The sequence below is a fragment of the Streptomyces sp. NPDC051738 genome, assembly GCF_044453205.1.
Lineage (GTDB): Bacteria > Actinomycetota > Actinomycetes > Streptomycetales > Streptomycetaceae > Streptomyces.
On sequence record NZ_JBITCM010000001.1, the window covers coordinates 245,946 to 267,932 of the forward strand.

The 21,987-nt window shown below is 69.9% G+C and carries 21 protein-coding genes; 13 read left to right on the forward strand and 8 right to left on the reverse strand.

Annotation, left to right across the window (positions count from 1 at the left end; translation table 11 throughout):
* Positions 1-365 precede the first annotated feature (365 nt).
* From acs to ACIA8X_RS01005, 5 genes are all read left to right on the forward strand, one after another.
* Positions 366-2,366, forward strand: coding sequence for an acetate--CoA ligase (gene acs / locus ACIA8X_RS00985; protein WP_393449523.1), 2,001 nt, complete (start codon positions 366-368; stop codon positions 2,364-2,366).
* Positions 2,367-2,620: 254 nt separating this feature from the next.
* Complete coding sequence (gene nhaA / locus ACIA8X_RS00990) at positions 2,621-4,060, forward strand: Na+/H+ antiporter NhaA (protein ID WP_399457754.1); 1,440 nt, start codon at positions 2,621-2,623, stop codon at positions 4,058-4,060.
* Positions 4,061-4,137: 77 nt separating this feature from the next.
* A complete protein-coding gene (locus ACIA8X_RS00995; protein ID WP_393449526.1) occupies positions 4,138-4,635 on the forward strand; it encodes a phage holin family protein in 498 nt (165 codons plus the stop codon).
* Positions 4,632-5,582 carry an alpha/beta fold hydrolase gene (locus ACIA8X_RS01000; protein ID WP_393449529.1) on the forward strand — a complete coding sequence of 317 codons (951 nt, stop codon included), beginning with the start codon at positions 4,632-4,634 and terminating at the stop codon, positions 5,580-5,582. The genes ACIA8X_RS00995 and ACIA8X_RS01000 overlap by 4 nt, the downstream gene beginning before the upstream one ends.
* A 127-nt stretch (positions 5,583-5,709) precedes the next feature.
* Positions 5,710-5,892, forward strand: coding sequence for a hypothetical protein (locus ACIA8X_RS01005; RefSeq protein ID WP_078662374.1), 183 nt, complete (start codon positions 5,710-5,712; stop codon positions 5,890-5,892).
* 118 nt (positions 5,893-6,010) lie between these two features.
* On the opposite strand, the gene ACIA8X_RS01010 is transcribed toward ACIA8X_RS01005, so the two are convergent.
* From ACIA8X_RS01010 to nth, 3 genes are all read right to left on the reverse strand, one after another.
* Complete coding sequence (locus ACIA8X_RS01010) at positions 6,011-7,210, reverse strand: MarP family serine protease (RefSeq protein ID WP_393449532.1); 1,200 nt, start codon at positions 7,208-7,210, stop codon at positions 6,011-6,013.
* 156 nt (positions 7,211-7,366) lie between these two features.
* Complete coding sequence (locus ACIA8X_RS01015; protein WP_399457486.1) at positions 7,367-8,062, reverse strand: NUDIX hydrolase; 696 nt, start codon at positions 8,060-8,062, stop codon at positions 7,367-7,369.
* 106 nt (positions 8,063-8,168) lie between these two features.
* A complete protein-coding gene (nth, locus tag ACIA8X_RS01020; protein WP_393449538.1) occupies positions 8,169-9,173 on the reverse strand; it encodes an endonuclease III in 1,005 nt (334 codons plus the stop codon).
* Positions 9,174-9,503: 330 nt separating this feature from the next.
* Here nth and ACIA8X_RS01025 point away from each other — a divergent pair, with 330 nt between their 5' ends.
* From ACIA8X_RS01025 to ACIA8X_RS01035, 3 genes are all read left to right on the forward strand, one after another.
* Positions 9,504-10,178 (forward strand): Crp/Fnr family transcriptional regulator, encoded by a 675-nt coding sequence (locus ACIA8X_RS01025; protein WP_007492020.1) that lies wholly within the window; start codon positions 9,504-9,506, stop codon positions 10,176-10,178.
* A 118-nt stretch (positions 10,179-10,296) separates the two neighbouring features.
* Positions 10,297-11,163 (forward strand): NUDIX hydrolase, encoded by an 867-nt coding sequence (locus tag ACIA8X_RS01030; RefSeq protein WP_393449541.1) that lies wholly within the window; start codon positions 10,297-10,299, stop codon positions 11,161-11,163.
* Between the two features lie 85 nt (positions 11,164-11,248).
* Positions 11,249-12,079 carry an MBL fold metallo-hydrolase gene (locus ACIA8X_RS01035; RefSeq protein ID WP_393449544.1) on the forward strand — a complete coding sequence of 277 codons (831 nt, stop codon included), beginning with the start codon at positions 11,249-11,251 and terminating at the stop codon, positions 12,077-12,079.
* 21 nt (positions 12,080-12,100) lie between these two features.
* Here ACIA8X_RS01035 and ACIA8X_RS01040 read toward each other — a convergent pair whose 3' ends face one another.
* The 3 genes from ACIA8X_RS01040 to ACIA8X_RS01050 all read right to left on the reverse strand — a co-directional run bounded on the left by ACIA8X_RS01040 (position 12,101) and on the right by ACIA8X_RS01050 (position 13,646).
* Positions 12,101-12,928: a nucleotidyltransferase domain-containing protein gene (locus tag ACIA8X_RS01040; RefSeq protein WP_393449547.1), complete on the reverse strand. Its 828-nt coding sequence runs from the start codon at positions 12,926-12,928 to the stop codon at positions 12,101-12,103.
* 92 nt (positions 12,929-13,020) lie between these two features.
* Entirely contained in the window at positions 13,021-13,488 is a 468-nt protein-coding gene (locus tag ACIA8X_RS01045) for a RidA family protein (protein ID WP_393449550.1), read from the reverse strand.
* Positions 13,485-13,646: a DUF4177 domain-containing protein gene (locus ACIA8X_RS01050; protein ID WP_010986011.1), complete on the reverse strand. Its 162-nt coding sequence runs from the start codon at positions 13,644-13,646 to the stop codon at positions 13,485-13,487. Before ACIA8X_RS01050 ends, ACIA8X_RS01045 begins: the two co-directional genes overlap by 4 nt.
* A gap of 106 nt (positions 13,647-13,752) precedes the next feature.
* Between ACIA8X_RS01050 and ACIA8X_RS01055 the strand changes: the two genes are divergently transcribed.
* Both ACIA8X_RS01055 and ACIA8X_RS01060 read left to right on the forward strand, forming a co-directional pair.
* The gene (locus ACIA8X_RS01055; RefSeq protein WP_393449553.1) at positions 13,753-14,730 is read left to right on the forward strand and encodes an ArsA family ATPase; all 978 of its coding nucleotides are present in this window, start codon (positions 13,753-13,755) and stop codon (positions 14,728-14,730) included.
* 52 nt (positions 14,731-14,782) lie between these two features.
* Entirely contained in the window at positions 14,783-16,177 is a 1,395-nt protein-coding gene (locus ACIA8X_RS01060; protein WP_393449556.1) for an ArsA family ATPase, read from the forward strand.
* Between the two features lie 19 nt (positions 16,178-16,196).
* Here the strand turns inward: ACIA8X_RS01060 and wblA are convergent, their stop codons facing one another.
* Positions 16,197-16,535, reverse strand: coding sequence for a transcriptional regulator WblA (gene wblA / locus ACIA8X_RS01065; RefSeq protein WP_177001200.1), 339 nt, complete (start codon positions 16,533-16,535; stop codon positions 16,197-16,199).
* A 552-nt stretch (positions 16,536-17,087) separates the two neighbouring features.
* On the opposite strand from wblA, the gene ACIA8X_RS01070 reads away from it, so the two are divergent.
* Positions 17,088-19,358 carry a transglycosylase domain-containing protein gene (locus tag ACIA8X_RS01070; RefSeq protein ID WP_393449559.1) on the forward strand — a complete coding sequence of 757 codons (2,271 nt, stop codon included), beginning with the start codon at positions 17,088-17,090 and terminating at the stop codon, positions 19,356-19,358.
* Positions 19,359-19,513: 155 nt separating this feature from the next.
* Here ACIA8X_RS01070 and ACIA8X_RS01075 read toward each other — a convergent pair whose 3' ends face one another.
* Positions 19,514-19,978 carry a GatB/YqeY domain-containing protein gene (locus ACIA8X_RS01075; RefSeq protein ID WP_393449562.1) on the reverse strand — a complete coding sequence of 155 codons (465 nt, stop codon included), beginning with the start codon at positions 19,976-19,978 and terminating at the stop codon, positions 19,514-19,516.
* Between the two features lie 142 nt (positions 19,979-20,120).
* Here ACIA8X_RS01075 and ACIA8X_RS01080 point away from each other — a divergent pair, with 142 nt between their 5' ends.
* Positions 20,121-21,047 carry a metallophosphoesterase gene (locus tag ACIA8X_RS01080; RefSeq protein WP_393449565.1) on the forward strand — a complete coding sequence of 309 codons (927 nt, stop codon included), beginning with the start codon at positions 20,121-20,123 and terminating at the stop codon, positions 21,045-21,047.
* A 106-nt stretch (positions 21,048-21,153) separates the two neighbouring features.
* Positions 21,154-21,969 carry a Pr6Pr family membrane protein gene (locus tag ACIA8X_RS01085; protein ID WP_393449568.1) on the forward strand — a complete coding sequence of 272 codons (816 nt, stop codon included), beginning with the start codon at positions 21,154-21,156 and terminating at the stop codon, positions 21,967-21,969.
* Positions 21,970-21,987 lie beyond the last annotated feature (18 nt).

Genomic DNA, 21,987 nt, shown 5'->3' on the forward strand with positions numbered 1-21,987 from the left:
TCGAGCGCGGGGTCGGTCGGCTCGGCCCCGGTCGGCGCGGGGCCGCGCACCACGTGCGGCCGCCCCCTCCCCCACGTACGACCTCCCCCACGCACGACCGCGCCCCATGTGGCCCCGCACCACGCGGTGGGCATGACGCTGCCACCCGAGTGGCGGCACTTCACCTGAGGGTGCCGCTTCACCTGTGCCTGTGCGGAATGTGAAAGGGATTACAGAGCTGAACCGGGTTCGTCCGGCGTCCGTGGGAACGGATGACCCCGGCACTGAAAAAGGCAGCTCGGGGCCCTCCCGGGCCCACCCCCGCCGACAGGTCTAAACCAATTTTCCGTCGACCCTTGTCATCGGACCCCCGGGTCTGATGAGCTGTGGCCTGGGACACAACGGACACCCTGGGAAAGGGAGATGTCGTGAGCAACGAAAGCCTGGCCAACCTGCTCAAGGAAGAGCGCAGGTTCGCACCCCCCGCCGACCTGGCCGCCGACGCCAACGTCACCGCGGAGGCGTATGAACAGGCCAAGGCTGACAGGCTCGGCTTCTGGGCCGAGCAGGCCCGTCGGCTGACCTGGGCCAAGGAGCCGACCGAGACGCTGGACTGGTCGAACCCGCCGTTCGCGAAGTGGTTCAAGGACGGTGAGCTCAACGTCGCGTACAACTGCGTGGACCGGCATGTGGAGGCCGGACACGGCGACCGGGTCGCCATCCACTTCGAGGGCGAGCCCGGCGACAGCCGCGCCATCACCTACGCCGAGCTCAAGGACGAGGTCTCCAAGGCGGCCAACGCCCTGCTGGAGCTCGGGGTTCGGAAGGGCGACCGGGTCGCGGTCTACATGCCGATGATCCCGGAGACGGCGGTCGCGATGCTGGCCTGCGCGCGGATCGGCGCCGCGCACTCCGTCGTGTTCGGCGGCTTCTCGGCGGACGCCCTCGCCACCCGCATCCAGGACGCGGACGCCAAGGTCGTCATCACCTCCGACGGCGGCTACCGGCGCGGCAAGCCGTCCGCGCTCAAGCCGGCCGTGGACGAGGCGATCGGCAAGGTGGACAACGTCGAGCATGTGCTCGTGGTCCGCCGTACCGGACAGGACGTCGCCTGGGACGACAGCCGCGACGTCTGGTGGCACGAGATCGTCGAGCGGCAGTCGGCCGAGCACACCCCCGAGGCCTTCAACGCCGAGCAGCCGCTGTTCATCCTCTACACGTCCGGGACGACGGGTAAGCCGAAGGGCATCCTGCACACCTCCGGCGGCTACCTCACCCAGGCGTCCTACACCCACCACGCCGTCTTCGACCTCAAGCCGGAGACCGACGTCTACTGGTGCACCGCCGACGTCGGCTGGGTGACCGGCCACTCGTACATCGTGTACGGGCCGCTGGCGAACGGCGCGACGCAGGTCATGTACGAGGGCACGCCGGACACCCCGCACCAGGGCCGGTTCTGGGAGATCGTGCAGAAGTACGGGGTGACCATCCTGTACACGGCGCCGACCGCCATCCGTACGTTCATGAAGTGGGGCGACGACATCCCCGCGAAGTTCGACCTGTCCTCCCTGCGCGTCCTCGGCTCGGTGGGTGAGCCCATCAACCCCGAGGCCTGGATCTGGTACCGCAAGCACATCGGGTCCGACATCACGCCGATCGTGGACACCTGGTGGCAGACCGAGACCGGCGCGATGATGATCTCGCCGCTGCCGGGGGTCACGCAGACCAAGCCGGGTTCCGCGCAGACGCCGTTGCCCGGTATCGCCGCGACCGTGGTCGACGACGAGGCGAACGAGGTGCCCAACGGCGGTGGCGGCTACCTGGTGCTGACCGAGCCGTGGCCGTCGATGCTGCGCACCATCTGGGGCGACGACCAGCGGTTCCTCGACACGTACTGGTCGCGCTTCGAGGGCAAGTACTTCGCCGGTGACGGGGCGAAGAAGGACGACGACGGGGACATCTGGCTCCTCGGGCGCGTCGACGACGTCATGCTGGTGTCGGGGCACAACATCTCCACCACGGAGGTCGAGTCCGCCCTGGTCTCCCACCCGTCCGTCGCCGAGGCGGCCGTCGTCGGTGCCGCCGACGAGACCACCGGGCAGGCGATCGTCGCCTTCGTGATCCTGCGCGGGACGGCGAACGCCGAGGACGAGGGCCTCGTCAACGACCTGCGCAACCACGTCGGCGCCACGCTCGGCCCGATCGCCAAGCCGAAGCGGATCCTGCCGGTGGCCGAACTGCCGAAGACCCGCTCGGGCAAGATCATGCGTCGGCTGCTGCGGGACGTCGCCGAGAACCGCCAGCTCGGTGACGTCACCACGCTCACCGACTCGACCGTCATGGACCTCATCCAGGCGAAGCTCCCGGCGGCGCCGAGCGAGGACTGAGTCTCCGCGCCCCCCGATCTCCGCGAACCTCTGATCTCCGCGAACCCATGAAGGGCCGCCCCGCGCATCGCGCGCCGGGCGGCCCTTTTCTGCCTAACGTGAGACGTACCGGACACCTCCCGCCGCCCCTTAGGCAAACTAAACAAAGGCACCTTAGGTAAGCTAATAAAAAACACGTCAACCTCAGGTGCGCCGGGAAGTCTGGTCGGCATGCGTTCCGCCCTGCCCACCGACCGGAGGTCTCCCCCGTGCCCGTGCCCGCGCCCCGCACCACCGCCCCCGTCCGCAAGATCCTCGGGCGGCTGTCGCTGCCCGAGCGGACGTTCGTCGCGGACGCGCTGCGCACCGAGACCGTCGGTGGTGTGCTCCTGCTCGTCGCCGCGGTCACCGCGCTGGTCTGGGCGAACGTGCCCGCGCTGCACGACAGTTACGAGACCGTCGGCCATTTCCACCTCGGCCCCGAGGCCCTCGGCCTGAGTCTGTCCATCGAGCACTGGGCCGCCGACGGACTTCTCGCGATCTTCTTCTTCGTCGCCGGCATCGAGCTCAAGCGTGAGCTGGTGGCCGGCGATCTCAAGGACCCCAAGGCGGCCGTACTGCCGGTCGTCGCCGCGCTGTGCGGAATGGCGGTGCCCGCGCTCGTCTACACGCTCACCAATCTCACCGGGGGCGGTTCGACGGAGGGCTGGGCGGTCCCGACCGCGACGGACATCGCCTTCGCGCTGGCCGTGCTCGCCGTCATCGGCACCTCCCTGCCGAGCGCGCTGCGCGCCTTCCTGCTCACCCTCGCCGTCGTCGACGACCTCTTCGCGATCTTGATCATCGCGATCTTCTTCACCGACCGGATCAACTTCCCCGCACTCGCGGGTGCCGTCGTCGGACTGGGCGTCTTCTGGCTGCTGCTGCGGAAGGGCGTACGCGGGTGGTACGTGTACATCCCGCTCGCCCTCGTCATCTGGGGGCTGATGTACAACAGCGGCGTCCACGCCACCATCGCGGGCGTGGCGATGGGCCTGATGCTGCGCTGCACGCGACACGAGGGCGAGCCGCACTCCCCCGGTGAGCACATCGAGCATCTCGTACGCCCCCTGTCGGCGGGCCTCGCCGTCCCGCTGTTCGCGCTGTTCAGCGCCGGTGTGGCCATCTCCGGCAGCGCGCTCGGCGCGGTGTTCACCCAGCCGGAGACGCTCGGCGTCGTCCTCGGACTGGTCGTCGGTAAGACGATCGGCATCTTCGGCGGCACGTGGCTGACGGCACGTTTCACCCGGGCCTCGCTCAGCGACGACCTGGAGTGGGCCGACGTGTTCGCGGTGGCCACCCTCGCCGGCATCGGCTTCACCGTCTCGCTGCTCATCGGCGACCTCGCCTTCGCGGGCGACGCCGCACTGACCGACGAGATCAAGGCCGCCGTACTGCTCGGGTCCCTCACCGCGGCGATCCTGGCGACGGTGCTGCTGAAGATACGTAACGCCAAGTACCGCCGGATGGTCGAGGACGAGGAGCGCGACGAGGACGCGGACGGCATTCCGGACATCTATGAGGAAGACGAGCCGGAATACCACCTGCGGCTGGCCGTCATCTACGAGCGCAAGGCGGTCGAGCACCGCCGTATCGCCCTGGAGAAGGCCGCCGCACGCAACGCGCTTGCCGAAGTGGCAGGCGGGGCAGGCGACGAGGAGCAGCGTCGGGCATGATCTGACGGGACGGTACAAAAGACGGAACCGTACGCAGTCAGGCAGAAGACGGAACCGTAACTACGAGGGAGACCGCGATGAGCGCACCCGACGGCAGCCCGGTCGGCGCCGAACGCAGCATCGGCCAGCTGTTCGCCTCGGCGACGACCGAGATGTCGGCGCTGGTGCACGACGAGATCGCGCTGGCCAAGGCGCAGCTCAAGCAGGACGTCAAGCGCGGCGCGACGAGCGGCGGCGCGTTCACGGTGGCCGGCGCGGTGCTGCTGTTCTCGCTGCCGATGCTGAACTTCGCCCTCGCGTACGGCATTCGGACCTGGAGCGACTGGAACCTCGCGATCTGCTTCCTGCTGTCCTTCGCGGCGAACGTCCTCCTCGCCCTCATCCTCGCGCTGATCGGCGTCCTCTTCGCGAAGAAGGCCAAGAAGAGCAAGGGCCCGCAGAAGGTCGCCGCGTCGATGAAGGAGACGGCGGGCGTCCTGCAGAAGGCCAAGCCGCACCCGCGGCCGGTCTCCGCGCGGGAGCTGGAGGACCGGGCGCCCGCGGCCATCGAGGCTGTGGCACGCTCGTCGTCATGACGGATCCCGCCACCCCTTCGGCCCAACCCGCCTCGGTCGTACGACTTGACGTCCCAGGCGGGAAAGAGGTGACCCACCGGGACGTGGCCGCCAACGGTGCGCGCTTCCACATCGCGGAGATGGGCGACGGCCCGCTGGTCCTGCTGGTGCACGGCTTCCCGCAGTTCTGGTGGACCTGGCGGCACCAGCTCGTCGCCCTCTCCGACGCGGGCTTCAGGGCGGTGGCGATGGACCTCAGGGGTGTGGGCGGCAGCGACCGTACGCCGCGCGGTTACGACCCGGCCAACCTCGCCCTCGACATCACCGGCGTGATCCGCTCCCTCGGCGAGCCCGACGCCGCGCTGGTCGGCCACGACCTGGGCGGCTATCTGGCGTGGACCGCGGCCGTGATGCGCCCCAAGCTCGTACGACGGCTCGCGGTCGCGTCCATGCCGCATCCCCGGCGCTGGCGCTCGGCGATGCTCTCGGACGTCAAGCAGACGAGTGCGAGTTCCTACATCTGGGGGTTTCAGCGGCCCTGGATCCCCGAGCGGCAACTGACCGCCGACGACGGGGCGCTGGTCGCCCGGCTGATCCGGGACTGGTCGGGCCCGCGCCTGCCGGACGACGACGCGGTGGACACGTACCGTCGCGCGATCTGCATCCCGTCGACGGCGCACTGCTCCATCGAGCCGTACCGCTGGATGGTGCGCTCGCTCGCCCGCCCCGACGGCATCCAGTTCAACCGCCGCATGAAGCGGCCGGTGCGGGTGCCGACCCTCCATCTGCACGGCTCCCTCGACCCCGTGATGCGCACACGCAGCGCGGCCGGCTCGGGCGAGTACGTCGAAGCGCCGTACCGCTGGCGGCTGTTCGACGGGCTGGGGCACTTCCCCCACGAAGAGGACCCGGTCGCGTTCTCGACCGAACTGATCAACTGGCTGAAAGATCCCGAACCCGATCGGTGACCGCGCCGATGCGCCCGGTATCCGGAACTGAACACCTGTCCTACGAACAGCCAATTGCCTGGCGCATAGGCCAATTGGGGGCCCTGGAGGCGGTTATCGACCTTGGGGCAGGGGCAGACGTCGGGGTATGGGCTGGACGCACGACTACAGTGACGCAGCACGCAATCGCCGCTCGGCCGGAGGCCTGAGCTCCCACCAGCGAGGCAGCGCCCCGCAGATGCCGGGCTCCGACCTACGGGTGGGCATTCCGCGCATTCTGCGCCGCCGGGCCCGCTGGGTCTCGGTGCGCCTGCGCCACCCGCGCGGCTGACCGGCCGCCTTTCCACGACCGGGCTCACCAGCCCCGCGACCAGGGCTCACACCCTTCGGCTCGCGGGGCCCGACAGCCCCCTCGGCACCCGGGCTCAACCGCCTCTTCGGCACTCGGCCTACAGCGCGCAGCTGTCGCTGTCCACCTGCTGGTTGGCGGTACGGCCCTTGACGATGTCCTCCTGGATCTCGTCCGCGGTGAGGGCGTAGCCGGTGTTGGCGTCGTCGAGCGACTTGGCGAAGACCACGCCGTACACCTTGCCTTCGGGTGTGAGCAGCGGGCCGCCGGAGTTGCCCTGGCGGACGGTCGCGTACAGCGAGTAGACGTCACGGCGCACGGTGCCGCGGTGGTAGATGTCCGGGCCGTTGGCCGGGAGGCGGCCACGCACCCGGGCGGCACGCACGTCGTACGCCCCGTTCTCCGGGAAGCCCGCGATGATCGCGCCGTCGCCGCTCTCGGCGTCGGTGGTGGAGAACTGCAGCACGGGCGCGTTCATGTCCGGCACATCGAGTACGGCGATGTCGCGCTCCCAGTCGTAGAGGACGACCGTCGCGTCGTACTTCCTGCCCTCGCCGCCTATCTGGACGGTGGGTTCGTCGACGCCGCCGACCACATGCGCGTTGGTCATGACACGGCGGTCGGCGAAGACGAAGCCGGTGCCCTCCAGGACCTTGCCGCAACTCGTCGCCGTACCCATGACCTTGACGATGGAGCGCTGCGCGCGCGTGGCCACCGGGCTGTTGGCGAGGGCCGGATCGGGCGGCTGGACCTCGTTGATCGGCTCGTTCGAGAACGGGCTGAAGACCTGTGGGAAGCCGTTCTGCGCGAGGACCGAGGAGAAGTCCGCGAACCAGGTGTCCGCCTGGTCGGGCAGCGCCCGTGACACCCCGAGCAGCACCTTGGAGTTACGGACCTCCTTGCCGAGCGTCGGCAGCGTCGTCCCGGCGAGCGCGGAACCGATCAGCCAGGCGACGAGCAGCATCGCGACGACGTTGACGAGGGCGCCGCCGGTCGCGTCCAGGGCACGGGCCGGCGACCAAGTGATGTACCGGCGCAGCTTGTTGCCGAGGTGGGTGGTCAGGGCCTGGCCTACGGAGGCGCAGACGATCACGACGACGACCGCGACGACGGCGGCGGTCGTGCTCACCTCGGCGTTGTCGGTCAGGGCGTCCCAGATGACCGGGAGCAGGTATACGGCCACGAGACCGCCGCCGAGGAAGCCGATCACCGACAGGATGCCGACGACGAAGCCCTGGCGATAGCCGACGATCGCGAACCACACGGCGGCGACCAGCAACAGGATGTCCAGCACGTTCACCGGTTCTAGCCTCGCCTCATCACTCTTCGCTCACCACGGGTCTGCCGCGGGCCCGGTCTGCCACAGAGCGGAAACCCGCCACGCGGCAGAAACCCGCCACGCGGCGAAATTCGGACACAACGGCCCCCGGGATGACACAGCACGGCAGACACCCTGTCATGACCGCCAGTCGAGCGGGACCTGCTTACCCCGGTCCCAGGGCTGCTCCCAGCCCGAGAAATGCAGCAGGCGGTCGATGATCCCGGCCGTGAAACCCCAGACCAGGGCCGATTCGACCAGAAATGCCGGGCCCCGGTGGCCGCTGGGGTGAACGGCGGTGGCGCGGTTGTCCGGGTTCGTGAGATCCGCCACGGGGACGGTGAAGACGCGGGCCGTCTCATTCGGATCGACGACGTCGACCGGGCTCGGCTCGCGCCACCAGCCCAGCACCGACGTGACCACGAAGCCGCTGACCGGGATGTACAGCTTGGGCAGCACGCCGAAGAGCTGCACACCGCTCGGATCGAGCCCGGTCTCCTCCTCGGCCTCGCGGAGGGCGGCCCGCAACGGCCCGTCGGCCTGCGGGTCGCCGTCCTCGGGGTCGAGGGCACCGCCGGGGAAGGACGGCTGTCCGGCGTGCGAGCGCAGGGAGCTGGCCCGCTCCATGAGCAGCAGCTCGGGCCCTCGCTCGCCCTCGCCGAACAGGATCAGTACGGCGGACTGGCGCCCCGCGCCGTTCTCCGGCGGCAGGAACCGGCTCAGCTGCGGCGGCTCGACCGTCTCCACCACCCGTACCACCGGATCCAGCCAGTCGGGCAGCCCCTCCTTGCTGAGCACCACCGGCCCGTCCTGCGTATCGCTCACGCGCGTCATCGCCACCCCCGTCGTCCTGTCGAGTCCAACGCCCGAGGGCGCTCAGATCGTTCCGTCCGGACGGCAGGAGGTCCCGACAGCGCCCGGCTCTGCCCGGTTCGCCCCGTCATCCGGCCCCCAGGGGCGGGGCCGGCTTGCCGCCCGCGTCCAAGTAGGACTGCGGGGGCCTGAGGCGCTGGCCGGGGAAGCCGCCCTTCTCGTACTTGAGGAGCTTCTTCGCCTTCTCCGGGTCCGTCTCGCCCTCGCCGTACGCCGGGCAGAGCGGCGCTATGGGGCAGGCGCCGCATGCGGGCTTGCGGGCGTGGCAGATACGGCGGCCGTGCCAGATCACATGGTGCGAGAGGTCCGTCCAGTCGCTCTTGGGGAACAGGGCGCTGATCTCGGCCTCGATCTTGTCGGGGTCCGTCTGCTCGGTCCACTGCCAGCGCCGCACCAGCCGCTGGAAGTGCGTGTCCACGGTGATGCCGGGGCGGCCGAAGGCGTTGCCGAGCACGACGAACGCGGTCTTGCGGCCGACGCCGGGCAGCTTGACCAGGTCCTCCAGCCGGCCCGGGACCTCGCCGCCGTGGTTCTCCACCAGCGACTTGGACAGGCCCATCACCGACTTGGTCTTGGCCCGGAAGAAACCGCACGGCCGGAGGATCTCCTCGACCTCCTCCGGGTTGGCGGCGGCCAGGTCCTCGGGGGTGGGGTACTTGGCGAAGAGCGCGGGGGTCGTCTGGTTGACGCGCAGGTCGGTGGTCTGGGCGGACAGCACCGTGGCGACCACGAGCTGGAAGGGGTTGTCGAAGTCCAGCTCGGGGTGGGCGTACGGGTAGACCTCGGCGAGCTCTCGGTTGATACGGCGGGCTCGGCGGACGAGGGCGGTACGGGACTCGGCGGGGGTCTTCTTGGGGGCGCCGGCGAGCTTCTGTGCAGCGGCCTTCTTCTCGGCCGCCGTCCCCTTCGCGCTCGCCGCCTTGCCCGTGCTCGCCGCCTTCTTCGCCGCCGCAGACTTCTTCACCGCCGCCTTCTTCGCGGGCGCGGTCTTTTCCGCAGGCGCAGCCTTCTTTCCGACCGCCGACGTCTTCACCGCCGCTTTCTCACCATCCACAGCCGCTTCACCCGGCATCCTTTTCGTCGCTTTTATCGCTTTCCTTCCGCCACCAGGGTCCTGTTCGCCCACAGCGGAATCGCGACGTACAACCACCCGCCCAGCCCCCTTGGCCTGTGCTCTCACCGGCGATTTGGACACCCGGCCAGCCTAAAGCCCGGCACCGACATCCGCCCCGGACCTCGAAGATCGGCCCCCAATTGGACCCCTGCCGCTTACCTCGGGACACCTGTGCGGCATCCTTGTGACAGATCACACTGTTTGGACCGTCCGGCAAAATGGGGAGCACGGTCCCCTGGTACCAAGGGGGAGCAAGATCCCCTGAGCAGGTCGACAAGGAGAGAACTCGTGGACGACCCTCTGCGGCGCAATCCGCTCTTCGCGGCTCTCGACGACGAGCAGTCCGCGGAACTGCGCGCCTCCATGAGTGAGGTGACCCTCGCACGTGGCGACTCCCTGTTCCACGAGGGCGACCCGGGCGACCGGCTCTACGTCGTCACCGAGGGCAAAGTCAAGCTCCACCGCACGTCCCCCGACGGCCGCGAGAACATGCTCGCCGTCGTCGGCCCCGGCGAGCTCATCGGCGAGCTGTCCCTCTTCGACCCGGGCCCGCGCACGGCGACCGCCACCGCGCTGACCGAGGTCAAGCTGCTGGGCCTGGGCCACGGCGACCTCCAGCCCTGGCTGAACGCCCGCCCCGAGGTGGCCACCGCGCTGCTGCGCGCGGTCGCCCGCCGGCTGCGCCGCACCAACGACGCGATGTCCGACCTGGTCTTCTCGGACGTCCCGGGCCGCGTGGCCCGTGCGCTCCTCGACCTCTCCCGCCGGTTCGGCGTGCAGTCCGAAGAAGGCATCCACGTCGTGCACGATCTGACGCAGGAGGAGCTCGCGCAGCTCGTCGGCGCGTCACGTGAGACGGTCAACAAGGCGCTGGCCGACTTCGCCGGGCGCGGATGGCTCCGCCTGGAGGCGCGTGCGGTGATCCTGCTGGACGTGGAGCGGCTGGCCAAGCGGTCGCGGTAGGCGCGCCAAGTCGTACGACGCCGGGGTCCCGTCTCACTGCGAGGCGGGGCCCCGTCGCCGTTGGCCACCCGGGCAGGCACCCCTCGAACATCCGCGCACCAAGAGATAGCCTCCGCCCATGGCAAACGGGCAGTGGTACCCACCTGAGTGGCCGGACCGTATCCGTGCGCTCGCGGAAGGAAACCTGACCCCCGCCGCCGCCAAGCGGGCGGCCACCGTCATGCTGCTCAGGGACACCGGCACCGGACCTGCCGTGCACATGCTGCGCCGCCGCGCCTCCATGGCCTTCGCCGGTGGGGCGTACGCCTATCCCGGCGGCGGCGTCGATCCGCGCGACGAACATCCGGTGCGCTGGGCGGGCCCCACGCGCGCGTGGTGGGCCGAGCGGCTCGGCGTCGACGAGGCCACGGCACAGGCGATCGTCTGCGCGGCCGTGCGGGAGACGTACGAGGAGGCGGGCGTCCTGCTCGCCGGGCCCACCGACGATTCCGTCGTCGGTGACACCACCGGCGAGGACTGGGAGGCGGACCGCGCGGCCCTGGTCGCCCGGGACATGTCGTTCGCCGAGTTCCTGGACCGGCGCGGACTGGCCCTGCGTTCGGACCTGCTGGGCGCCTGGACCCGCTGGATCACCCCGGAGTTCGAACCCCGCCGCTACGACACCTGGTTCTTCGTCGCCGCCCTCCCGGAGGGCCAGCGCACCCGCAACGCCTCCACGGAGGCGGACCGTACGGTGTGGATCCGGCCCGCCGACGCGGCCGCCTCGTACGACAAGGGCGAGCTGCTGATGATGCCGCCCACGATCGCGACCCTGCGCCAGCTGGCCGGGTACGACAGCGCCGCCGAGGCCCTCGCCGCCGCCCCCGACCGCGACCTCACCGCGGTCCTCGCGCGGGCCCGGCTCGACGACGGCGAGATCGTGCTCTCCTGGCCCGGCCACGACGAGTTCACCAAGCACATCCCGACCGGCGGAGCACCCGCATGACCGTGTCCGTGGCGCCCGTGGGGCCGACAGTGCCCGCCCTGCTCGCCCTGCCCACCGTGCCCGCAGCCCTGGAAGGCCTCCTCGTATGACGGACGCAGCAGCCCTCCCCGGCCAGCCGCGAGGCGGGGTCCTCTCCGGCCCGGCCACCCCGCGTGCCGTCAACGTCCTCGCGCCCAACCCCTCCGCGATGACGCTGGACGGCACCAACACCTGGATCCTCGCCGAGCCGGACTCCGACCTGGCCGTCGTCGTCGACCCGGGTCCGCTGGACGACGGGCATCTGCGCCATGTCGTCGACACCGCCGAGAAGTCCGGCAAGCGCGTCGCCCTGACCCTCCTCACGCACGGCCACCCGGACCACGCCGAGGGCGCCGCGCGCTTCGCCGAGCTGACCGGCACGCACGTGCGTGCCCTCGACCCGGCGCTGCGGCTCGGCGACGAGGGGCTCGGCGCCGGGGACGTGGTCACCGTCGGCGGCCTGGAGCTGCGCGTCGTACCGACGCCCGGGCACACCGCCGACTCCCTCTGCTTCCATATCCCGGCCGACCGCGCCGTCCTGACCGGCGACACGATCCTGGGCCGCGGCACGACGGTCGTGGCGCACCCCGACGGCCGCCTCGGTGACTACCTGGACTCGCTGCGGCGGCTCAGGTCCCTCACCGTCGACGACGGCGTGCACACCGTCCTCCCGGGTCACGGCCCCGTCCTGGAGGACGCCCAGGGCGCCGTCGAGTTCTACCTCGCCCACCGCGCCCACCGCCTCGCCCAGGTCGAGACGGCGGTCGAGGACGGCTACGGCACTCCGGCCGAGGTCGTCGCCCATGTGTACGCGGACGTGGACCGCTCCCTGTGGCCGGCGGCCGAGCTGTCGGTGCGGGCGCAGCTGGAGTACCTGGAGGAGCACGGCCTCATCTAGCCCGTCACTGCTAGTCCGTGACTACGCCTCGTGGAGCCGCGGCGCTTTGACCCCGTGCACGCACGCGTACTCGTCCGCGAGCCACGGCCCGAGGTCCTCGACGTAGGACCGGAGCACGCGCGCGTCGCCCGTCGGCTCGTACCCGAGCACGGCCGCGACGCGCATCTGCTCGGACCGCGCGGGATAGTACGACGCGAAGGCTTCCGCCATCTCCCCCAGATCGCTGGTCCAACCGCCCCAGCTGGGCATGACGAGCGTGAACCCCGTCCGCACGAGACGCCGCGACATGAACCGCACGAGCGGCCGCCTTGCGTCCTCGCTGTCGCCGGCGCCGGCGATCCTCTCGCGCCACCGGGGCAGCAGGAGGCCGAGATCGCCGTTGGTCTCGCGCGCGAGCAGAGTGTCGGGGCGGTAGCGCGGCAGGTACTCCGCGAGGTCCTCCCCCAGCAGGGGCGTACAGAGGCAGGCGACGAACCATCCGGCGTCGTACGTCTCCAGATCGCTGAGCAGCCGCCCACGGCTGTCCAGTAGCGTCCCGGACCCGTCGATCTGCGCGAACTCCTTGTCCAGCGCCTCGTCGAGCGTGCGCGCGTCCGTCCGGTCCGCTTCGGTCGGCTCCGCGCGCAGGGCGACCAGCAGATCCAGGTCGCTGCGCCCCACGCGCGCGGTGCCGCGCGGAATCGACCCGTAGAGGTAGGCGCTGTGCATCCGCGCCCCGAACACGTCCAGGAGGCGGTCGCGCGCGGTGGCGACGACCGGTCGGAAGGCGTGCGGGATGCGCGCGAGGGAGCCTTCGCGCGCGATGTACCCCTGAGCATCGAGCCCTCTGCGGAGAGCGGTTCCGGCCATGGGGCCACTGTGCCCTGCCGGGCGGTCGGGGGGCGGCTCATTTCCCGGCCGGGACACGCCGCCCCCCACCACCAAAGGGTCTGTCCGAAGGCCTACGCCCCCGTCAGCTCCACCTGGACCTCGACCTCCACCGGCGCGTCCAGCGGAAGCACGGCCACGCCCACCGCGCTGCGCGCGTGGACGCCCTTTTCGCCGAGGACCTCGGCGAGGAGTTCGCTGGCGCCGTTGATGACGGTCGGCTGACCCGTGAAGTCCGAGGCCGAGGCCACGAAGCCGACGACCTTCACCACGCGCGCGATGCGGTCCAGGTCGCCCGCCACCGACTTGACGGCCGCGAGGGCGTTCAGGGCGCAGGTACGGGCGAGTTGCTTGGCCTCCTCGGGGGTGACCTCCGCGCCCACCTTGCCGGTGATCGGGAGCTTGCCCTCCACCATGGGGAGCTGGCCGGCGGTGTAGACGTACACACCCGACTGGACCGCCGGCTGGTACGCGGCGAGCGGGGGCACGACCTCCGGGAGCGTCAGGCCCAGCTCGGCGAGCTTCGCCTCGACCGCGCTCATGCCTGCCTCTCCCTCTTCAGGTAGGCGACGAGCTGCTCGGGGTTGTTCGGCCCGGGCACGACCTGGACGAGCTCCCAGCCGTCCTCGCCCCAGGTGTCCAGAATCTGCTTCGTGGCGTGGACGAGCAGCGGCACGGTTGCGTATTCCCACTTGGTCATGTGGCCGACTTTATCCGCTGCCCGGCAGGGGTCGTGCGGCCGACCGCGGTCACGTTGTCCACAGGCTGTCGCGTAGTCGGTGGGCCGACTGGTTAGGCTCGAAGGCGTGAGCAGGCTCCAGGTCGTCAGCGGCAAGGGCGGGACCGGAAAGACCACGGTCGCCGCCGCGCTCGCGCTCGCCCTCGCCACGGAGGGGAAGCGGACGCTTCTCGTCGAGGTCGAGGGCAGGCAGGGCATCGCGCAGCTCTTCGAAACAGAGGCGCTGCCCTACGAGGAGCGGAAGATCGCCGTCGCTCCAGGGGGCGGGGAGGTGTATGCCCTCGCCATCGACCCCGAACTGGCCCTTCTGGACTACCTCCAGATGTTCTACAAGATGGGCGGCGCCGGCCGGGCGCTGAAGAAGCTCGGCGCCATCGACTTCGCCACCACCATCGCGCCGGGTCTGAGGGACGTACTGCTGACCGGCAAGGCGTGTGAAGCGGTGCGCCGGAAGGAGAAGAGCGGGCGGTTCGCCTACGACTACGTCGTGATGGACGCGCCGCCCACCGGCCGCATCACCCGCTTCCTGAACGTCAACGACGAGGTGGCGGGGCTGGCCAGGATCGGGCCGATACACAATCAGGCGCAGGCCGTGATGCGGGTGCTGAAGTCGGCGGAGACGGCCGTGCATCTGGTGACGCTGCTGGAGGAGATGCCCGTCCAGGAGACCGTGGACGGGATCGCCGAGCTGCATGCGGCGCGGCTGCCGGTGGGGCGGATCATCGTGAACATGGTGCGGCCCGAGGTGTTGGACGCGACCGACCTGGAACTCGTACGAACGGTTCCGCGCGCCGCCGTCGCCAAGGCGCTGTCCTCGGCCGGGCTGGGCGGGGCGCGGCGCGGCGGGAACGCCGAGCGGCTGGTGGACCCGCTGCTGACGCAGGCCGACGAGTACGCCGAGCGGCACGCGCTGGAGCACGAGCAGCGGGCGGTCCTCGACGGACTGGAACTGCCGGTGCACGAACTGCCGCTGCTGGCCGAGGGCATGGATCTGGCGGGCCTGTACGAACTCGCGGGCGAGCTGCGGGAACAGGGCCTGTCATGAGTCCGTTCACAGTTCGGGAGCCGTACGCGCCACGTCGGAAGCAGGGGATGTCATGAGCCGTCCGGAAGCAACCCACGCGCACGACGCCGCACGCCACGCCCCGCGCCTCTCCCCCGTGCGCGTGCTCGACCTCGATCCGCTGCTCGACGACCCGAAGACCCGCATCGTGGTGTGCTGCGGCTCGGGCGGCGTCGGCAAGACCACCACCGCGGCGGCGCTGGGGCTGCGGGCCGCCGAGCGGGGGCGGAAGGTCGTCGTGCTCACCATCGACCCGGCCCGCCGGCTCGCCCAGTCCATGGGCATCGACTCCCTCGACAACACCCCGCGCCGGGTGAAGGGCGTCGAGGGCACCGGCGAGCTGCACGCGATGATGCTCGACATGAAGCGCACCTTCGACGAGATCGTCGAGGCGCACGCGGACCCCGAGCGGGCGGCCGCGATCCTGGGCAACCCGTTCTACCAGTCGCTCTCGGCGGGCTTCGCGGGCACGCAGGAGTACATGGCGATGGAGAAGCTGGGCCAGCTGCGGGCCCGGGACGAGTGGGACCTCATCGTCGTGGACACCCCGCCGTCCCGCTCCGCGCTGGACTTCCTGGACGCGCCCAAGCGGCTCGGCTCGTTCCTGGACGGCAAGCTGATCCGGGTGCTGCTGGCCCCGGCGAAGGTCGGCGGGCGCGCGGGGATGAAGTTCCTGAACGTCGGCATGTCGATGATGACGGGCGCACTGGGCAAGCTGCTCGGCGGACAGCTGCTGAAGGACGTGCAGACGTTCGTGGCCGCCATGGACTCGATGTTCGGCGGGTTCCGCACGCGCGCGGACGCCACGTACAAGCTGCTCCAGGCACCCGGGACGGCGTTCCTGGTGGTGGCGGCGCCGGAGCGGGACGCGCTGCGGGAGGCCGCCTACTTCGTGGAACGGCTGGCCGCCGAGGACATGCCGTTCGCGGGTCTGGTGCTCAACCGGGTCCACGGCAGCGGCGCCGACCGGCTGTCGGCCGAGCGGGCGCTCGCCGCCGCGGAAAATCTTGAAGAGCCCCGCATTGTGGATCAGGAGGGCGGGAAAGCTGGACTTCGTAACTCCCCCGACACGTACGACAGTTCAGAATCGGCCGCTTCCGAAGCTCCGGCTCCTGACGAAGGCTCCCCCGCCGCCACGGACATGGAGCGAACCGCGAACACGGACGAACCACAGTCCGTCGCCCCTCATGTGGAGCGGTCCGTCGACCAGCTCACCGCAGGCCTGTTGAGGCTGCACTCCGAGCGTATGCAGTTGCTCTCCCGCGAGCAGCGCACGCGTGATCGCTTCACCGCGCTCCACCCCGAGGTGGCGGTGGCCGAAGTGGCCGCGCTGCCCGGCGATGTGCATGACCTCACAGGACTGCGGGACATCGGAAACCGGCTCGCGGCCCATCGGCCGGAGCTGCCCGACCCCGCGGTCGACGCCTGACGGAGTCCTCCGGGACCCCTCAGCTCACCGCCGCGAAGTCCTCGTACACCTGGTCGTCGTCGAGCGGCAGGATGCCCACCCCCCGCTCGTACTCCGTACGCGCGGTCTCCAGCAGCCGGCGCCACGAGGTGACGGTCGGCCGCCTGCGCAGCAATGCGCGGCGCTCCCGCTCCGTCATGCCTCCCCACACGCCGAACTCGACACGGTTGTCGAGCGCGTCGGCCAGGCACTCCGTGCGCACCGGGCAACCGGTGCACACCGCCTTGGCCCTGTTCTGCGCTGCTCCCTGTACGAACAGTTCATCCGGATCGGTAGTGCGGCAGGCCGCCTGCGCACTCCAGTCGACTACCCAGCCCATACCGGCGCCGTCCTCTCCCGAATCGAGGCTCCCCCACGGCGGCAGCGGCATATTCACCGCCGCCAGTTGAGGACGTTACGGAAGGTGGGCACAGCGCAACACCCCCTTCGGGCCCAATCTTGAATGGCCCGAACGGACTATGCGTAAGCGGCAGATCACCCGGGGGAGTGAGCTGGCGACATGCGTGACCTTCCCGGCAAACCGGGACAGTTCAGTTGGGTCACAACGGACGCCGGATGACACACAAGGCGGATTCGGACACGTGCCCACCAAAAAAGTTGGGGAACCTCCGGAACGATTCGGGGTCGCCGGACGTATTGATACGTGGCCGCACTGCTGTGACAGTTGAGAGCAGCTTAGGCCAAGGCCTGCGCGCCTGTCCGGCGAATGGGCCGCATCCATCATGCGAGCTCCGCCCGCGGGCAGACGGCCGACTTTGCCGTGCCATGGCCAACATTGCTCTGCCGCGCCATGGCCGACATCACTTGTCGGGCCATGCGCACGCACCAGGCGGCCCTCGGTTCGCTCATGTCTACGGTTTAGGCTTCGCTCATGCCAAAGAAGCGCTCGGGTGGTGGTCTGTCGCCAACGCAACAGGCCGCCAAGTTCCTCGGTGTCAGTGTGCTCGCCGGAGCCGTGCTGGCGGGTCTCGCGCTGCCGGCCGTCGGCGCACTGGGACTTGCGGCCAAGGGTTCCGTCGAGAGTTTCGACGAGCTCCCGGCCAACCTCAAGACCCCACCGCTGAGCCAGCGCACCACGATTCTGGACGCCAAGGGCGGTCGGATCGCCTCGGTCTACTCACGCGACCGCACGGTGGTCGACCTCAAGGACATGTCGCCGTACGTGCAGAAGGCGATCGTCGCGATCGAGGACGCCCGCTTCTACCAGCACGGCGCGGTCGACCTGAAGGGCGTCCTGCGCGCCCTCAACCGCAACGCCCAGAGCGGCGGCGTCAGCGAGGGCGCGTCCACGCTGACGCAGCAGTACGTGAAGAACGTCTTCGTCGAGGAGGCCGGCGACGACCCGACGAAGGTCGCGCAGGCCACCCAGCAGACCATCGGCCGCAAGATCAAGGAGCTGAAGTACGCGATCCAGGTCGAGGAGGAGCTCGGCAAGAAGAAGATCCTCGAGAACTACCTGAACATCACGTTCTTCGGCCAGCAGGCATACGGCGTCGAGGCCGCCGCCGAGCGCTACTTCTCCAAGTCCGCCAAGGACCTCAAGGTCCAGGAGGCGGCCCTGCTCGCCGGCATCGTCCAGTCGCCCAGCCGGTACGACCCGATCAATGACGAGGCCGAGGCCACCAAGCGGCGCAACATCGTCCTGCAGCGCATGGCCGACCTCGGCGACATCTCCCAGGCGGAGGCCGGCAAGGCCAAGGAGACGCCGCTGGGCCTGAAGGTCAGCAAGCCCAAGAACGGCTGCATCACCGCGGTCAAGGGCGCCAGCTTCTTCTGCAAGTACGTCGAGCAGGTCATCCTCAGCGACCCGGTCTTCGGCAAGGACCGCGAGGCCCGCGCCAAGGTCTGGAACCAGGGCGGACTGACCATCACGACCACCCTCGACCCGCAGGCCCAGGACTCGGTCCAGGACTCGCTCAAGGACCACGTCTACCAGACCGACAAGGTCGAGGCCGCGGCCACCCTGGTCGAGCCCGGCACCGGCAAGATCCTCGGCATGGGCCAGTCGAAGCCGTACGGCTCCGGCAAGAACGAGACCGAGCTCAACTACTCGGTCGACGCGGCGTACGGCGGCTCCAACTTCGGCTTCCCGACCGGTTCGACGTTCAAGCCGTTCGTGGCGGCGGCCGCACTGGAGGAGGGGCGACCGGCGACGCAGGCGTACCCCGCTCCGTACCAGATGCCGTATCCCCAGACGGTGCGCGGGTGCGAGAAGGCCTGGGTCAACGACGGCAACTACAAGCTGGAGAACGAGAACGAGTCCGAGGTCGGCCCCTACCGGCTCGAGGACGCCATGGCCAAGTCGGTCAACACCTACTTCGTGCAGATGATCGAGGACATCGGCATGTGCCCGGTCGTCAACATGACCGACAAGCTGCATGTGCGCCAGGGCAACGGCAAGAGCATCCCCGAGGTGCCGTCGTCGATGACGCTCGGCTCGACCGGTATCTCGCCGCTCACCATGGCGAGCGCGTACGCCGGCTTCGCGGCCCGCGGTATGTACTGCACGCCGATCGCCATCGAGTCGATCACGCAGAAGGCGGGCGGGGAGCAGAAGTCGCTGGAGGTGCCGAAGTCGACGTGCTCGCGGGCGATGTCCGAGAAGACCGCGGACACCATCAACACCCTGCTGCGCGGTGTGGTCGACTCCGGTACGGGTAAGCAGGCGGGTCTCGGCGATCGCGAGAGCGCCGGTAAGACGGGTACGACGGACGAACGCCGCAACGCCTGGTTCGTCGGCTACACGCCGAACCTCTCCGGCGCCGTCTGGGTCGGCAGTGCCACCCAGGAGGTCAAGATGCGCAACATCACCATCGGTGGCCGGTACCACCCGCTGGTCTTCGGTGGTGAGGTCCCGGGCCCGATCTGGAAGGACGCCATGACCGGCGCCCTCGCGGGCAAGAACGTCGAGAGGTTCAACCTCGTCGACATCCCGAAGCCCGAGCGCGACCGGGGCGACGAAGACGACGAGGGCGACGGGAACCAGAACGGCGGCAACGACGGGGACAACGGCGACAACCCCATCGGCGGCCTGGTGGGCGGCGGCAACACCGGCGGCACCTTCCCGACCCCGACCTTCTCGATCCCGGAGGGCTGGTGGCAGGGCACTTCCAACGGGAACGGCAACGGGGGACGTGGCTGAAGCCTGATGGTGTGCAGTGAATGAGGGGCCCGGCGGAAGCCGGGCCCCTCATTCATGCCTTCATGGAACAGGGCATTCATGCCTTCATGGAACAGAGCTTGATCAAGAGCTTGATCAAGCGACGGAGCTCAGGACACCCGCCCGCACCGGCGGTCTCAGCCGGCGAGCAGCTTCTTCACCGCGGCGGCGACCCGGCCGCCCTCCGCCAGGCCTGCCACCTTCGGGTTCACGATCTTCATGACGGCGCCCATGGCCCGCGGGCCCTCGGCACCGGCCGCCTTGGCCTCCTCGACGGCCTGGGCGACGATCTGGTTCAGCTCGTCGTCACCAAGCTGCTTCGGCAGGTACGTGGCGAGCACCTCGCCCTCCGCCTTCTCGCGCTCGGCGGACTCGGCCCGACCACCCTGAGCGAAGGCGTCGGCCGCCTCCCGCCGCTTCTTCGCCTCGCGGGTGATCACCTTCTGCACCTCGTCGTCGGAGAGCTCGCGCTTCTCCTTGCCCGCGACCTCCTCCTTGGTGATCGCGGCGAGCGTCAGCCGGAGCGTCGAGGAGCGGAGCTCGTCGCGCTCCTTGATCGCGGCGTTGAGGTCTTCCTGCAGCTTCGACTTGAGCGTGGTCATGAGGTCGATTGTCGCAGGTGTGAGGAGCGGAACGCCCGTTGATTTCAAGGGACCTGCGCGCAGACGCCGTAGTGGAGGCGGTCCAGGGCGGCCGGGCACAGGGCTGCACGGGGCAACTCTCCCGGTCTGACACGATGGTCGTATGCGCGCGCGATACGGAGTACCCCTGGGCATCACGGCGGTCGGCGCCGCCGGTCTGCTGTATTCGGCGGGTTTCGAGGCCCGTTCCTTCCGCCTGCGACGGGTGACGATTCCCGTCCTGCCCGCCGGCATGCGCCCGCTGCGGGTGCTCCAGGTCTCCGACATCCACATGGTGAGCGGCCAGCGCAAGAAGCAGCGCTGGCTGCGCTCGCTGGCCGGCCTGCGCCCCGACTTCGTGATCAACACCGGCGACAACCTCTCCGACCCCGAGGGCGTGCCTGAGGTGCTGGACGCGCTGGGCCCGCTGATGGAGTTCCCCGGCGCATACGTCTTCGGCTCGAACGACTACTACGGCCCGAAGCTGCGCAACCCCGCCCTCTACCTGCTGGAGAAGACCCAGGGCCGCCACGGCCTGAACGGCAACGCGCCCGCCGTCGGCGCGATCCACAACCCCTGGGAGGACCTGCGCGACGGCTTCGACGCCGCGGGCTGGCTCAACCTCACGAACACCCGGGGGACGCTGAAGGTCGAGGGCGCGTCGGTGGAGCTCACCGGCCTGGACGACCCGCACATCAAGAGGGACCGCTACGCGCAGGTGGCCGGCGGTCCGTCGGGCGCGGCCGACTTCGCGATGGGCGTGGTGCACGCGCCGTACCTGCGCGTCCTGGACTCGTACACGGCCGACGCCTACCCCCTGGTCCTGGCCGGCCACACCCACGGCGGCCAGCTCCGCATCCCCTTCTACGGCGCCCTGGTCACCAACTGCGACCTGGACACGGACCGCGCGAGGGGGCTGTCCACGCACACGGCGGAGGGCCGTACGGCCTACCTCCACGTCTCGGCGGGCTGCGGCACGAACCGCTACACGCCGTTCCGGTTCGCTTGCCCGCCGGAGGCGACGTTGCTGACGTTGGTGGGGCGAGAGTGACGTTGGTAGGACGGGAGTAGAGAAGGGCGAATCAGAAAGGCAGATCGGGTAACCCGCACGGATGACCCGTATCGCCCGATTCGTCCAACCTGCTTAGCGTGAGGGCATGACCGCCCCGATACCCAGGGACATCCCGGATCTCCCCCCGATACCGGGCATCCCCGTGCTCATGCCCTCCCATGTGCCCGCCACGGCGGTGATGACCCCCACCTGCCGCCCCTTGACCGCCGCGTACCGGCTGCTGGTCGCGCTGGCCGCCACCGCGGCGGTGACCGTCGAAATGACCCTCGGTGCCCCCAGCCCCCTGCGCACCCTGAGCCACTTCTCCATCCAGAGCAACATCCTGCTGGCCCTGGTCTTCGCTCTCGCGGCCCGCCGCGCCTGGACCGCCCGCCGCCCCCTGCCGTCGACCCTGACAGGCGCCACGCTGCTGTACGCCGTGACCACGGGCCTCGCCTACCACCTGCTGCTGGCGAGCGGGGCGAGCTCCTTCGCACTCCCCAGCATCCTCACGGGCGAGGCCACCGCCCCCACAGGCTGGCACGCGATCACCAACCAGGTCCTGCACACGGTGACGCCGATCGCGGCCGTACTGGACTGGCTGCTCCTGACAGCACCGGGCCAACTGCGCCTACGACGGGCAGCGACCTGGATGCTCTACCCCCTCACCTACCTGGCGTTCGTCCTCGTCCGAGGCGAACTCCTGACCCCTTCCACCCCGGGCCGCTATCTCTACCCCTTCCTCGACGTCGCCCGGCTCGGCTACAAGAGCATCCTCGGCAACGCCCTCCTCCTCGGCCTCGCCATCTACGCCCTGGCCATCGCCCTCGTGGCCCTCGACCACACCCGCCCCAACCCGGTCCGCCGCCGCGTCCGCCACCGCCCAGAAACCGGATTTCGTCTCCAGCCACCAGTGGGCTAAAGTAAACGTCGTCGCCGC

Excerpts from the sequence above, each read along its gene's own strand:
- ACIA8X_RS01070 (WP_393449559.1), top strand. The coding sequence starts at position 17,088 with ATGCCAAAGAAGCGCTCGGGTGGTGGTCTGTCGCCAACGCAACAGGCC.
- ACIA8X_RS01015 (WP_399457486.1), bottom strand. The coding sequence starts at position 8,062 with ATGACGCGCGTGAGCGATACGCAGGACGGGCCGGTGGTGCTCAGCAAG.
- ACIA8X_RS01050 (WP_010986011.1), bottom strand. The coding sequence starts at position 13,646 with ATGACCAAGTGGGAATACGCAACCGTGCCGCTGCTCGTCCACGCCACG.
- ACIA8X_RS00995 (WP_393449526.1), top strand. The coding sequence starts at position 4,138 with ATGAGCGCACCCGACGGCAGCCCGGTCGGCGCCGAACGCAGCATCGGC.
- ACIA8X_RS01035 (WP_393449544.1), top strand. The coding sequence starts at position 11,249 with ATGACGGACGCAGCAGCCCTCCCCGGCCAGCCGCGAGGCGGGGTCCTC.
- nth (WP_393449538.1), bottom strand. The coding sequence starts at position 9,173 with ATGCCGGGTGAAGCGGCTGTGGATGGTGAGAAAGCGGCGGTGAAGACG.
- wblA (WP_177001200.1), bottom strand. The coding sequence starts at position 16,535 with ATGGGCTGGGTAGTCGACTGGAGTGCGCAGGCGGCCTGCCGCACTACC.
- ACIA8X_RS01075 (WP_393449562.1), bottom strand. The coding sequence starts at position 19,978 with ATGACCACGCTCAAGTCGAAGCTGCAGGAAGACCTCAACGCCGCGATC.
- ACIA8X_RS01085 (WP_393449568.1), top strand. The coding sequence starts at position 21,154 with ATGACCGCCCCGATACCCAGGGACATCCCGGATCTCCCCCCGATACCG.
- ACIA8X_RS01005 (WP_078662374.1), top strand. The coding sequence starts at position 5,710 with ATGGGCTGGACGCACGACTACAGTGACGCAGCACGCAATCGCCGCTCG.
- ACIA8X_RS01030 (WP_393449541.1), top strand. The coding sequence starts at position 10,297 with ATGGCAAACGGGCAGTGGTACCCACCTGAGTGGCCGGACCGTATCCGT.
- ACIA8X_RS01040 (WP_393449547.1), bottom strand. The coding sequence starts at position 12,928 with ATGGCCGGAACCGCTCTCCGCAGAGGGCTCGATGCTCAGGGGTACATC.
- ACIA8X_RS01045 (WP_393449550.1), bottom strand. The coding sequence starts at position 13,488 with ATGAGCGCGGTCGAGGCGAAGCTCGCCGAGCTGGGCCTGACGCTCCCG.
- ACIA8X_RS01000 (WP_393449529.1), top strand. The coding sequence starts at position 4,632 with ATGACGGATCCCGCCACCCCTTCGGCCCAACCCGCCTCGGTCGTACGA.
- ACIA8X_RS01060 (WP_393449556.1), top strand. The coding sequence starts at position 14,783 with ATGAGCCGTCCGGAAGCAACCCACGCGCACGACGCCGCACGCCACGCC.
- ACIA8X_RS01080 (WP_393449565.1), top strand. The coding sequence starts at position 20,121 with ATGCGCGCGCGATACGGAGTACCCCTGGGCATCACGGCGGTCGGCGCC.